This is a genomic window from Pseudomonas sediminis, from assembly GCF_039555755.1.
In the GTDB taxonomy this organism is placed as follows: Bacteria; Pseudomonadota; Gammaproteobacteria; order Pseudomonadales; family Pseudomonadaceae; genus Aquipseudomonas; species Aquipseudomonas mendocina_D.
The window spans coordinates 4195019-4207800 of record NZ_CP154631.1 but is presented as its reverse complement, the minus strand read 5'-3'; the positions used below and the strand labels follow the sequence as shown (position 1 = coordinate 4207800).

At 63.8% G+C, this 12782-nt stretch carries 9 protein-coding genes; 3 read left to right on the top strand and 6 right to left on the bottom strand.

Annotation, left to right across the window (positions count from 1 at the left end; all coding sequences use genetic code 11):
- Nucleotides 1-262 precede the first annotated feature (262 nt).
- Both AAEQ75_RS19845 and AAEQ75_RS19840 read left to right on the top strand, forming a co-directional pair.
- The gene (locus tag AAEQ75_RS19845; protein ID WP_343350210.1) at nt 263-3367 is read left to right on the top strand and encodes a multidrug efflux RND transporter permease subunit; all 3105 of its coding nucleotides are present in this window, start codon (nt 263-265) and stop codon (nt 3365-3367) included.
- Nucleotides 3364-4812, top strand: coding sequence for an efflux transporter outer membrane subunit (locus tag AAEQ75_RS19840; RefSeq protein ID WP_343350209.1), 1449 nt, complete (start codon nt 3364-3366; stop codon nt 4810-4812). The genes AAEQ75_RS19845 and AAEQ75_RS19840 overlap by 4 nt, the downstream gene beginning before the upstream one ends.
- 52 nt (nt 4813-4864) lie before the next feature.
- Here AAEQ75_RS19840 and AAEQ75_RS19835 read toward each other — a convergent pair whose 3' ends face one another.
- On the bottom strand, nt 4865-5872 hold the full coding sequence (locus AAEQ75_RS19835) for a TRAP transporter substrate-binding protein (RefSeq protein WP_343350208.1): 1008 nt from the start codon (nt 5870-5872) through the stop codon (nt 4865-4867).
- A gap of 311 nt (nt 5873-6183) precedes the next feature.
- Here AAEQ75_RS19835 and tam point away from each other — a divergent pair, with 311 nt between their 5' ends.
- Nucleotides 6184-6945 (top strand): trans-aconitate 2-methyltransferase, encoded by a 762-nt coding sequence (tam, locus tag AAEQ75_RS19830; RefSeq protein ID WP_343350207.1) that lies wholly within the window; start codon nt 6184-6186, stop codon nt 6943-6945.
- A 126-nt stretch (nt 6946-7071) separates the two neighbouring features.
- Here the strand turns inward: tam and nuoN are convergent, their stop codons facing one another.
- Genes nuoN through nuoJ form a run of 5 tightly spaced genes read right to left on the bottom strand, consistent with a single transcriptional unit; the run spans nt 7072 to nt 12780 of the window.
- The gene (nuoN, locus tag AAEQ75_RS19825; RefSeq protein WP_343350205.1) at nt 7072-8556 is read right to left on the bottom strand and encodes an NADH-quinone oxidoreductase subunit NuoN; all 1485 of its coding nucleotides are present in this window, start codon (nt 8554-8556) and stop codon (nt 7072-7074) included.
- 19 nt (nt 8557-8575) lie between these two features.
- The gene (gene nuoM / locus AAEQ75_RS19820; protein ID WP_343350204.1) at nt 8576-10105 is read right to left on the bottom strand and encodes an NADH-quinone oxidoreductase subunit M; all 1530 of its coding nucleotides are present in this window, start codon (nt 10103-10105) and stop codon (nt 8576-8578) included.
- Nucleotides 10106-10118: 13 nt separating this feature from the next.
- Nucleotides 10119-11969, bottom strand: coding sequence for an NADH-quinone oxidoreductase subunit L (nuoL, locus tag AAEQ75_RS19815; RefSeq protein ID WP_343350203.1), 1851 nt, complete (start codon nt 11967-11969; stop codon nt 10119-10121).
- Nucleotides 11966-12274, bottom strand: a complete 309-nt coding sequence (gene nuoK / locus AAEQ75_RS19810) for an NADH-quinone oxidoreductase subunit NuoK (RefSeq protein ID WP_003460477.1) — start codon at nt 12272-12274, stop codon at nt 11966-11968. Before nuoK ends, nuoL begins: the two co-directional genes overlap by 4 nt.
- Nucleotides 12271-12780 (bottom strand): NADH-quinone oxidoreductase subunit J, encoded by a 510-nt coding sequence (nuoJ, locus tag AAEQ75_RS19805; RefSeq protein ID WP_343350202.1) that lies wholly within the window; start codon nt 12778-12780, stop codon nt 12271-12273. The genes nuoK and nuoJ overlap by 4 nt, the downstream gene beginning before the upstream one ends.
- Between the last annotated feature and the right edge of the window lie 2 nt (nt 12781-12782).

Sequence of the window (12782 nt, the reverse complement as noted above, 5' to 3'; positions counted from 1 at the left end):
GCCGCCGTGGTAGGAGCGGCTTCAGCCGCGAAAAGGTCGTTGCATGGGATTCGCGGCTGAAGCGGAATGCCGCCCAGCCGCTCCTACAGGGCATCTCTAAAAACGTAGGCGAGGCAGCCAGCGCAAGGCAAAAACAGGCGAAAAAGCGGAGTTTACGAGTTGTAAATGAGCATTTTGAGCCTGTTTTTAACGCAGCGATGGCAACGCAGGTAGTTTTTAGAGGTGCCCTACAGGGCTGGCGAAGCCTTGAGGCCAGGCGCGCATGAACCTCTCCGCCCCCTTCATTCGCCGTCCGGTGGCCACGCTGCTGCTGAGCCTGGCGATCATGCTGCTCGGCGGCGTCAGCTTCGGCCTGCTGCCGGTGGCGCCGTTGCCACAGATGGATTTCCCCACCATTACCGTGCAGGCCAGCCTGCCTGGTGCCAGCCCGCAGATCATGGCCTCGACCGTGGCCACGCCGCTGGAACGCTCGCTCGGCTCGATCGCCGGGGTCAGCCAGATGAACAGCCGCAGCAGCCAGGGCAGCACGCGGATCATGATCCAGTTCGACCTGGACAAGGACATCAACACCGCGGCGCGCGAGGTACAGGCGGCGATCAATGCGGCGCGCGAACTGCTGCCCAGCGGCATGCGCACCATGCCTAGCTATCGCAAGATCAACCCGTCGCAGGCACCGATCATGGTGCTGTCGCTGACCAGTACCACGCTGAACAAGGGCCAGCTGTACGACGTGGCTTCGACCATCCTGGCGCAAAAGCTGTCCCAGGTTGGCGGTGTGGGCGAAGTGCAGGTCGGTGGTAGTTCGCTGCCGGCAGTTAGGGTTTCCCTCGAGCCGCGTCTGCTCGATCACTATGGCATTGCGCTGGACGAAGTGCGCCAGAGCATCGCAGCCAGCAACGCCCTGCGTCCCAAGGGCGCGGTCGAGGACGAGCAGCGCCGCTGGCAGGTGCAGGCCAGCGACCAGTTGGCCAAGGCCGCCGATTACCTGCCGATGATCATCCGCTACCAGGACGGCGCTGCCGTGCGCCTGGGCGACGTAGCCACGGTCACCGATGGCGTCGAGGACCGCTACAACAGCGGCTTCTACAACGACAAGGAAGCGGTGCTGCTGGTGATCAATCGGCAGAGCGGGGCGAACATCCTGCAGACCATCAGCGACATCCGCGCCGAGCTGCCGGCGCTGCGCGAGGTGATTCCAGCCAGTGTCGAGCTGGAAGTGGCGATGGATCGCTCGCCGGTAATCCGCGCCACCCTGCACGAGGCCGAGCAGACGCTGCTAATCGCCGTGGGCCTGGTGATTCTGGTGGTGCTGGCGTTTCTCGGGCGTTGGCGCGCAGCGCTGATTCCGGCGCTGGCGGTGCCGGTGTCGCTGATCGGCAGTTTCGCCGCCATGTACCTGCTGGGGTTCTCGCTGAACAACCTGTCGCTGATGGCGCTGATCATCGCCACCGGGCTGGTGGTGGACGATGCTATCGTCGTGCTGGAGAACATCGCCCGGCACATCCATAACGGCGAGAAGCCGGTGGCGGCGGCGTTCAAAGGCACGCGCGAGGTAGGCTTCACCCTGCTGTCGATGAACCTGTCGCTGGTAGCGGTGTTCATCTCCATCCTGTTCATGGGCGGCATCGTTGAGCGGCTGTTCCGTGAGTTCTCCATCACCCTGGCCGTGGCGGTGGTGATTTCCCTGCTGGTGTCGTTGACCCTGACGCCGATGCTCTGCGCGCGCTGGCTCAAGGCCGAGGACGAACAACCGCGCGGCCGCCTGCAGCAATGGGGCGACCGCCTGCAGACGCGGGTTTTGGCTATCTACGGGCGTTCGCTGGACTGGGCGCTGCGCCATTCGTTGCTGATGGTCATCAGCCTGCTGGCGACCATCGCGCTGAACGTCTACCTGTTCGTCAGCATTCCCAAGACCTTCATGCCGCAGCAGGACACCGGCCAACTGATCGGTTTTATCCGCGGCGACGATGGCCTGTCGTTCCAGCTCATGCAGCCGAAGATGGAGATTTTCCGCAGGGCGGTGCTGGCCGATCCGGCGGTGGACAGCGTCGCTGGCTTCATCGGCGGTGCCGGAGGCATCAACAACGCCTTCATGATCGTGCGCCTGAAGCCCATCAGCGAGCGCAGCGTGTTATCGCAACAGGTGATCAACCGCCTGCGCGCCAGCGTGCCGAAGGTGCCCGGTGGGCGCATGTTCCTCATGCCGGACCAGGACCTGCAGATTGGCGGGCGCGAGGGGCGCAGTTCGGAGAACGAGTACATGCTGCTCTCGGGCGACCTCGATGCCCTGCGTGAGTGGCTACCCAAGGTGCGTGAAGCGCTGCGCGCGTTGCCCGAACTCACCGATATCGACGCCCGCGAGAACAGTGGTGCCCAGCAGATTCGCCTGGTGGTGGATCGCGAAGCCGCGCAGCGCCTGGGTGTGGAGATGAGTATGATCACCGCAGTGCTCAACAACGCCTTCAGTCAGCGCCAGGTTTCCACCATCTACGAAGCGCTGAACCAGTACAGCGTGGTGATGGAGATCAACCCGCTCTATGCCCAGCACCCCGAGGCGCTGGACCAGATTCAGCTGATCACCGCCGATGGCGCACGGGTGCCGCTGTCCACCTTCGCCCACTGGGAACGCAGCCTGGAAGAGGACCGGGTCAACCACCAGGGCCAGTTCGCCGCCGAGAACATCGGCTTCTCCCTGGCCGAAGGGGTCAGCCTGGATCAGGCCAGCCGCGCCATCGACAACGCCGTGGCGCGGGTCGGCCTGCCCACCGAAGTGCAGGGCATGCTGGGCGGTACCGGTGCGGCCTTCCAGCAGACCCAGGGCAATCAGCCGCTGATGATCCTGCTGGCACTGGTGGTGGTGTATATCGTGTTGGGAGTGCTCTACGAGAGCTACATACATCCGCTGACCATCCTTTCGACCTTGCCGTCGGCCGGCGTTGGCGCCTTGCTGGCGCTGCAGCTGGTAGGCATGGAGTTCAGCCTGATCTCGCTGCTGGGCCTGTTCCTGCTGATCGGTATCGTCAAGAAGAACGCCATCCTGATGGTCGATCTGGCCCTGCAGCTGGAGCGCGGTGAGCGCCTGAGTCCGCAGGAGTCCATCCGCCAGGCCTGTCTGCTGCGTTTCCGACCGATCATGATGACCACCCTGGCTGCGATCCTTGGCGCCTTGCCGCTGGTGCTGGGCAGTGCCGAAGGTTCGGAGATGCGTCAACCGCTGGGTATCACCATCGTCGGTGGCCTGGTACTGAGCCAGATGCTGACCCTCTACACCACTCCTGTGGTCTACCTCTATTTCGACCGCCTGCGCCATCGCGTCAACCGCTGGCGCGGCGTGCGCACCGATGCTTCGTTGGAAAATCCGTTATGAATCGAGCTCCTTTCGCCCGAACTCTTGTTTCCTTGCTGCTGGCCGGCGTGCTGGGCGGCTGCGCCCTGGGGCCTGACTATCAGCGCCCCGAACTGGCGGCACCTGCACAGTTCAAACAGGTCGCGGGCTGGAAAGCCGCCGCGCCGGCAGATGTTCTCGAGCGTGGCAACTGGTGGGCGCTGTACGGCGACGCCGAGCTCAACGCACTGGCCGAGCGCCTGCAGCTATCCAACCAGAACCTGGCCGCCGCCGAGGCCCAGTACCGCCAGGCAAGGGCACTGGTTCGCGGTGCGCGTGCCAGCTTCTATCCCACGCTGTCCGGCAGCGCCGGGGTGACTCGGGCCGGGCAGGGTGGCGGTGACAGCACCACCGTCAGTGGTTCTGGAGCGTCAAGCATTTCCAAGAGTTATGACCTCAGCCTCAATGCAGCCTGGGAGCTGGATCTCTGGGGCAAGCTGCGCCGGGGCCTGGAGGCCAGCCGCGCCGAATTCGAGGCCAGCGCCGCCGACCTTGCCGCTGCGCGCCTGAGCCTGCAGAGCGAACTGGTGCAGAACTACCTGCAACTGCGCATTCTCGACGAACAGAAGCGCCTGCTCGACGCGACAGTGGCCGCTTACGCACGCTCGCTGCGCCTGACCGAGAACCAGTATCGAGCCGGCATCGTGCCCAAGTCCGACGTGACCCAGGCCACCACTCAGCTCAAGAGCACGCAGGCGCAGGCAATTGATCTCGAGTGGCAGCGCGCGCAGCTCGAACATGCCATTGCCGTGCTGGTCGGCGTCAGCCCAGCCGAGCTGTCCATCGCGCCACGTGAGAGCTTGCCGGCATTGCCCGAGGTGCCCATGGCGCTGCCTTCGCAGTTGCTCGAGCGCCGCCCTGACGTCGCCGCGGCCGAGCGCCGGGTGATGGCGGCCAACGCGCAGATCGGCGTAGCCGAGGCTGCGTGGTTCCCCGATCTGACTATCTCGGCCAGCGGTGGTTATAGGGGCAGCAGCTTCGCCGACTGGATCGAAGTGCCCAACCGCTTCTGGTCGCTGGGCCCGCAACTGGCGCTGACGCTGTTCGACGGCGGTGCGCGCCGCGCGGAGGTGGAGCGCAGTGAAGCCGCCTACGATCAGACTGTGGCGCAATACCGCCAGGCGGTGCTGGACAGCTTCCGCGAAGTGGAGGACTACCTGGTGCAGCTGCGCGTGCTGGAGCAGGAGAGCGGGGTGCAGCAGGAGGCGTTGGATGCGGCGCGCGAGTCGCTGCGTCTGATCGAGAACCAGTACCGCGCCGGTACCGTCGACTACAACAGCGTGGTTACCGTACAGGCCACCGCGCTGAACAACGAACGCACCAATCTCACGCTACTGGGTAGCCGGCTGACTGCCAGTGTGCAGCTGATCGCTGCTCTCGGCGGCGGCTGGCAGGTGGAGCGACTACAGCAGCAGGCGCCCCAGTAGGTGAAGGAAGTAAGCAGTCGGCGTGGCGGAAAACCGCCATGCCGGCTGTGAGTCATTCGCGATGCTTGCGGTTCACCGTCTGCGCCGCCTTGATCACGTCACTGCCAATCTGCCCTTGGAACTGTTCCCATACCGGACGCATCGCATCGCGCCAGGCCTGGCGCTGCTCGGCGGTCAGGTTGATGACCTGGCTGCGACCAGAATCCACGATGCGTTGGCGGTCAGCCTGATTGGCGGCTTCAGCCTGTTTGTTCACCGCATAGGTGACTTCATCGATGATGGCTTCCAGCTCCACACGGATCTGATGCGGGATGCCGTACCAGAAGCGTGAGTTGCTCACCAGCATGTAGTCCAGCACGCCATGGTTGGTTTCGCTGATGAAAGGTTGTACTTCGTGCAATTTCTGGCTGTAGATGTTCGACCAGGGGTTCTCCGCACCTTGCACCTGGGCGCTCTGCAGCGCCTTGAACACTTCTGCGAAGGGCAGCTTCTGGGTGCTGGCGCCAACCTGGCCGAATTGCGCCTCCAGCACCGCCGAGGGCTGAATGCGGAAGCTCAGGCCATTGGCGTCACCGGGCGTATGCAGCGCACGCGTTGCGGAAAGCTGCTTCATGCCGTTGTGCCAATAGGCCAGGCCGACGATGTTCTGGTCTTCCATCGAGCGCAGCAGTTGGCGGCCTTTGGAGCGCTTCTGGAAGCGATTGACCGCTTCGATGTCGTCGAACAGAAAGGGCAGGTCGAACACTTGCAGTTGCTTGGTGTACTGCTCGAATTTGGCCAGGGAGGGTGCCAGCAGCTGCACCTCATCGTTGCGCAGTGCCTCCAGCTCGTTGGCGTCACCGTAAAGACTGGAGTTCGGGTAGACCTCGACCTTGACCTTGCCGGCCAGGCGCTCCTCGACCAGTTGCTTGAACATCAGTGCGCCCTGGCCCTTGGGCGTGCCATCGGCGACGACGTGGGAAAACTTGATCAGGATAGGTTCATCGGCCAGTGCCGTATTGGCACCAAGAGAGGCTAACGCCAAGGCGCATGCGGCCAGGGCGCGGGCTGGATTGAACATACTGCTTCCTTTTCTTCTTGTCGGTTGCGACGCCTTTACGGCGGCCTCGTGTTGGTCGCTCCACTGTTCTGCTATGGGGATATAGGCAGCATCCCAGACAGTTCAGAGCTGATCCTTGCATGGCAAGGGTTATGCCAGTGTGGCGAATTTACGCCAGCCTGCCAGGGCTGGTAAAAAGCCTGTGATCTGGCGCACAGGAGGTGGCGGATAACCGCCATGTGCCAGCAGCTTTACAGCGGAAAACTGCCGGTGCGGAGCGCGGCGCGTGGCCTGTTATCCTCTGCCGGTCGAATGAAGCCAGGAGTTTTCTGATGAGTTGGTCCGCCCAGCAATATTCGCTGTTCGAACGTCAGCGTACCCGCCCGGTGCATGACCTGCTGGCGGCGGTTCCCCGCAACGGTATCGAGTTGGCCGTCGACCTGGGGTGCGGCCCCGGTAACTCCACTGCCGTGTTGCAGGCGCATGCGCCCGAGGCACGGGTGATCGGCATCGACAGCAGCGAGGACATGTTGCGTGCGGCGCGCGAACGGTTGCCGCAGGTGACTTTCCAGTTGGCGGATATCCAGCACTGGCAGGCCGAGTGCGCGCCGCAGCTGATACTCGCCAACGCCTCGCTGCAATGGCTGCCCGATCACGCCCAGCTATACCCGAGATTGCTGGGGCAGTTGGCACCTGGTGGCTGGTTGGCGATCCAGACACCGGATAATCTGCAAGAGCCCGCGCATCGTCTGGCCCGCGAAGTGGCGGCAAAAGGGCCGTGGGCTGAACTGATTGGTGACGTGCGTCATGCTGAGCGGCACAGTGCACAGACTTACTACGACATCCTCAGTACTCAGGCCAGTGAGCTGGATATCTGGCGTACCACCTACTTCCATGTGCTGGACGATGCTGCTGCGGTGGTGGAGTGGTTCAAATCCACTGCGTTGCTGCCATTCCTGCAGCCGTTGGATGCCGAGCAGCATGCAGCTTTTCTCGAACGCTATCAGGCGGCGATCAGTGAAGCCTACGCGGCCCAGGCCGATGGTCGAGTGTTGTTGCCGTTTCCGCGGCTGTTTTTGGTAGCTCGTCGATAGCGCAACAAGCTGTCACGGCTAAAGCCCCTCCCACCAGTCACCACAAACCTGTAGGAGGGGCTTCAGCCGCGACCCTTAAAAGAAAGCCCCCGCATCTGCGGGGGCTCTTCGTTTGCGGGGCTTCGTTTACTGCGCCAGGGCGACCAGTCCGGCCTGCTGCACCAGTTCCAGCAGCGGCTGCGGGTACACGCCGAGGAAGAAGGCGAGCAGGGCCACCACCAGCAGCATGATGCCGCCGGCACGCTGGCCCCAGTCGAAGGGCGCGTCGTGGCGATGCAGGTTGGGTTCGCGCATGAACAGGGTGACCATCACCCGCAGGTAATAGAACACGCCGATGGCGCTACCCAGCACCATGGCGCCGAGCAGCCACCACAGTTGCGCCTCGACGCCGGCAGCGATCACGTAGAACTTGCCGATAAAGCCTGCGGTCAGCGGAATGCCGGCCAGCGACAGCATCATCACCGTGAGCACGGCGGTCAGGTACGGGCGGCGCCAGAACAGGCCACGGTATTCGTACAGCGCATCGGCATCGCGGCCGCTGTAGGGCGTGGACATCAGGGTGATCACACCGAAGGCGCCCAGGCTGGTCAGTACGTAGGTGGCCAGGTACACGCCCACGGCTTCCACCGCCAGACCCTTGCTCGCCACCAATGCCACCAGCAGGTAACCGAAGTGGGCGATGGAGGAGTAACCGAGCAGGCGTTTGAGGTTGTTCTGCAGCAGGGCCAGTAGGTTGCCGACGAGGATCGAGGCGATGGCGATCAGGGTCAGCAGCTCGCTCAGCCAGCCGCCGCTCATGGCCGGGGATATCTGGTACAGACGCAGCAGCACGGCGAACACTGCGACCTTGCTGGCGGTGGCCAGGAAGGCTGCGACTGGCGCAGGAGCGCCTTCGTAAACGTCCGGCGTCCACAGATGGAAGGGCACCAGCGACAGCTTGAACGCCAGACCGATCAGCATCATGCCGATGCCGATCTGCACCAATTGGCTGCTCTCGCGCATCAGGCTGGCGCCGATATTGGCGAAGGCCAGGTTGCCAGACTCGGCATACAGCAGCGCCATGCCGAACAACAGGAAGGCCGAACCAGCGGCCGACAGCACCATGTACTTGATGCCGGCCTCCAGCGAGCGCTTGTTGAAGAAGGCGTAGGCGATCATGCCGTAGGTCGGTACCGACAGCAGTTCCAGGCCAATGAACAGGCTGGCCAGATGCTGCGCGCTGACCAGCACCAGACCACCGGCTGCGGACAGCAATACCAGCAGGTACAGCTCCTCGCGGTTGCCCGGATAGCCCTTGCCCGAATCACCGCCCAGATAAGCATGGATCAGCGTGATGCAGGCCAGGCTGGCCGCTAGTACCAGGGCCATGTAGTAGCAGGCGAACTTGTCGATCAGCAGCAGCGGAGTGACTTCGAGCGGCGCCACCTCAAGTGCCGGAATCAGTGACAGCAGCGCCAGGTTCAGGCCCACCACCGAGAGGATGAAGGTCACCGTGTGATTGCGCTTGGCGGCGATGGCCAGCATCACTACGACAGCGGTGAGGCTGGTCACCAGCAGTGGCAGCAGGGCGATCAGGTGTTGCAGGGTGAAGTCGACAGCGTGATGTTCCATGAGTCTCTAATCCTTACCCTTACCGGCCCGAGGCGAGTTGATCGAGGGCGCCAGCCATCCACTGCTGCACGCCATGCATACTGGCAGCGGAGGTGTCGAGCACCGGTTGCGGGTAAACGCCAAGCATAATCAGCAGCACGCCGAGGCCCAGCACCATGGCCAGTTCGCGGGCTTTCAGGCCGGGCAGCGGCGCGTCTTGTTTTACCGGGCCGAAGTAGGCGCGGTGAATCATCGCCAGGGCGTACACCGAGCCGAGCACCAGGCCACAGGCGGCCAGCACCCCGACCCAGGGCGCAGCGGGGAAGCTGCCGATCAGGATCAGGAACTCGCCGACGAAGTTGCCGGTGCCCGGCAGGCCCAGTGCGGCGGCAGCGAAGAACAGGCTGATGGCCGGCAGCCAGGGCATGCGCGCCCAGATCCCGCCCATCTGGCGCAGATCACGGGTGTGCACGCGCTCGTAGAGCTGGCCGCAGAGTATGAACAGCGCAGCAGCGGACAGGCCGTGGGCGACCATCTGCACCACCGCACCTTGCAGGGCGATCTGGCTGCCCGAATAGATGGCGATCAGTACGAAGCCCATGTGCGAGACGCTGGAGTAGGCCACCAGGCGCTTGATGTCGGTCTGCGCGAACGACAACAGCGCGCCGTAGACGATGGCGAACACGCCGAGCCATTGGGCGATGGGCGCGAACTCCGCCGAGGCGTTGGGGAACAGCGGCAGGGCGAAACGCAGCAGGCCGTAGGCGGCAGTCTTCAGCAGGATACCGGCCAGATCCACCGAACCGGCGGTAGGCGCCTGGGCGTGGGCATCCGGCAGCCAGGAGTGCACCGGCACCACCGGAAACTTCACCGCGAAGGCGACGAAGAAACCGAGCATCAGCAAGTATTCGGTGCCAGGCGCCAGTTCGGTCTTCAGCAGGTCGGCGTAGTTGAAGCTGAGCACGCCGGTCTGGTTGAAGTGCACGAACACCAGGGCCAGGATCGCCAGCAGCATGATCAAACCGCTGGCCTGGGTGAAGATGAAGAACTTGGTGGCAGCGGTGATACGGGTGCGACCGTCACTGCCGCTATGACCCCAGAGCGCGATGAGGAAGTACATCGGCACCAGCATCATTTCCCAGAAAAAGAAGAACAGGAACAGGTCGACGGCGAGGAATACGCCGACCACGCCACCGAGAATCCACATCAGGTTGAGGTGGAAGAAGCCGACGCGGTTCTGGATCTCGTTCCACGAGCAGAGTACCGACAGCACACCGAGCAGGCCGGTTAGCGTCACCATCAGCACCGAAAGGCCGTCCATCGCCAGGTGGATGGTGATCCCCAGGCGCGGGATCCAGTCGATGACGAACTCGTGGGCCCAGCGCGGCTCGCTGCCGGGTGCCGGGGCCAGGGTAAAGTCACCGCTGACCCACAGCCACAGGCTCAGGCCGAACAGCAGAGCCATGGTGATCAGGGCGATCCAGCGTGGCAGGACGTGGCCGAAACGCTCGGCTTGCCAGCACAGCAGCCCGCCGATGAAGGGAATCAGGATTAGCCAGGGCAGAATCATCAGGCTGTTTTCCTTAACTCAAAAAGAGGATGGCGGCGAGCACCAGTACGGCGCCCCCGGCGATCGAGGCGGCGTACCAGCGCACCTGACCGTTCTCGCTGCGCACCAGCGCGGCATTGCCGCCGCGTGCAAGCAGCGGAATCAGGCCGATGCTGCGGTCGATGGGGTCGCGGCGCAGCAGGTGGCAGAGCGCCAGGTAAGGGCGTACGAACAGCTTGTCGTAGAGCCAGTCGAAGCCCCAGGCGGCGAACCACAGGGCGCTCAGCAGACGACCCGGCGCGCTCTGCGCCACGGCCGAAGCGACACGGCGCTGGCCGAGGAAGAGCAGGGCGGCGATGACGATACCGCTCACCGCGATCAGCCCCGACAGCAGTTCCAGGCTGTGCTTGGCCTCGCCACCGGCATGGCCGACGCTTTGCGGCAGCACGCCGGCCAACGGCGGGGTGATCCAGGCGCCGATGAAGGTGGACAGCACGATCAGCACCATCAGCGGCAGGTTGTGGGCGATGCCATGACCGGCGTGCGCCTCGGTCTTCTGCTCGCCGTGGAAGGCGATGAAGATCAGGCGGAAGGTGTAGATCGAGGTCAGGAAGGCGCCGACCAGGCCTGCGTAGAGCAGCTCGCTATGGCCGCTGGCGAAGGCTTCCCAGAGGATCTCGTCCTTGGAGTAGAAGCCGGCGGTCAGCAGCGGCAGGGCCGCCAGCGCGGAACCACCGACGATGAAGCTGGCATAGGCCAGCGGCAGTTTCTTCCACAGCCCACCCATCTTGAAGATGTTCTGCTCGTGGTGGCAGGCGTGAATCACCGCACCGGAGGCGAGGAACAGCAGGGCCTTGAAGAGGGCGTGGGTCATCAGGTGGAAGATCGCCGCGTCCCAGGCGCCGACGCCCAGGGCGAGGAACATGTAGCCGATCTGGCTCATGGTCGAATAGGCGAGGATACGCTTGATGTCGGTCTGCACCAGCGCGGCGAAACCGGCCAGCACCAGAGTCACGCCGCCGACGATGCCGACCAGCTCGAGAATTTCCGGGGTCAGCAGGAACAGGCCGTGGGTACGGGCGATCAGGTACACGCCGGCGGTGACCATGGTCGCCGCGTGGATCAGCGCTGACACCGGCGTCGGGCCGGCCATGGCGTCGGCCAGCCAGGTCTGCAGCGGCAACTGGGCGGACTTGCCCACCGCGCCGCCCAGCAGCATCAGGGTGGCGACCCACAGCCAGGCGTCACCGGCCACGTACTGCTGCTGCGCCCGTACCATCAGCTCCTGGATGTTCAGGGTGCCGAGGTTGATGAACAGCAGGAACATGCCGATCATCAGGAACACATCGCCGATGCGGGTGACGATGAAGGCCTTGAGCGCCGCGTTACCGTTGGGCACGTGCTTGTAGTAGAAGCCGATCAGCAGGTACGAGCACAGGCCCACGCCTTCCCAGCCGAAGAACAGCACCAGCAGGTTATCGCCGAGCACCAGCAGCAACATGCTGAAGATGAACAGGTTGGTGTAGGCGAAGAAGCGCGAATAGCCCTCTTCACCGCGCATGTACCAACTGGCGAACAGATGGATCAGAAAACCCACGCCAGTGACCACGCCGAGCATGGTGGCCGACAGACCATCCAGATGCAGGGTGAAGCTCGGCGTCAGGCCTTCGACGCTCATCCACTGCCACAGGGTCAGGCTGTAAGAGCCGCCAACCGGGACTTCAGTAAGAAAACGCGCGATCACGCAGACCGCACTGGCCGCAGCGAGGCCGATGGAGCCGACACCAATGACGGCGCTGGCGTTTTCCGAGAAGCGTCCGCGCGAGAAGGCCAGCAGCAGCCAGCCGAGCAGCGGAAAGAATAGAGTCAGGGCTAGAAGGTTCATCCGCGCATCTCGCTGGCAGCGTCGATATCCAAGGTGTTGAAGCGGCGATACAGCTGCAGCAGGATCGCCAGGCCGATGCTGGCCTCGGCGGCTGCCAGGGTGATCACCAGAATGAACATCACCTGGCCGTCAGCCGCGCCCCAGCGGGCGCCAGCCACGACGAAGGCCAGTGCAGCGGCGTTCATCATCACTTCCAGGCTCATCAGGATGAACAGGATGTTGCGCCGCACCATCAGGCCGACCAGGCCGATGCAGAACAGCACGCCGGCCAGGGCCAGGCCGTGTTCCAGAGGTATACCGGTCATACGGTGGGCTCCTTGGCGTCATGGCGGCCCAGGTGGTAGGCAGCGACCAGTGCAGCGAGCAGCAGCATGGAGGCCAGCTCTACCGCCAGCAGATAAGGGCCGAACAGGCTGATACCGACGGCCTTGGCTTCCACTGTGGTGTGGCCGATATGGGCGTCGCTGACATGATTCAGCAGCACATAGAGCAACTGGCCGAGCAGCAGGGCGCTGAGAGTCGCCGGGCCGACCCAGATACCGGGCGTCAGCCACTTGCGCTCCTGCTCGGCGGCAGCCGGGCCTAGGTTGAGCATCATCACCACGAAGACGAACAGCACCATGATGGCGCCGGCATAGACGATGATTTCCAGCGCACCGGCAAAGGGCGCACCGAGGGCGAAGAACACCATCGATACCGCAAGCAACGAGACGATGAGATAGAGCAGGGCATGCACCGGGTTGGTATTGGTGACCACCCCGACCGTTGCTGCCACCGCCACACCGGCGGCGAAGTAAAACGCGAATTCCATCA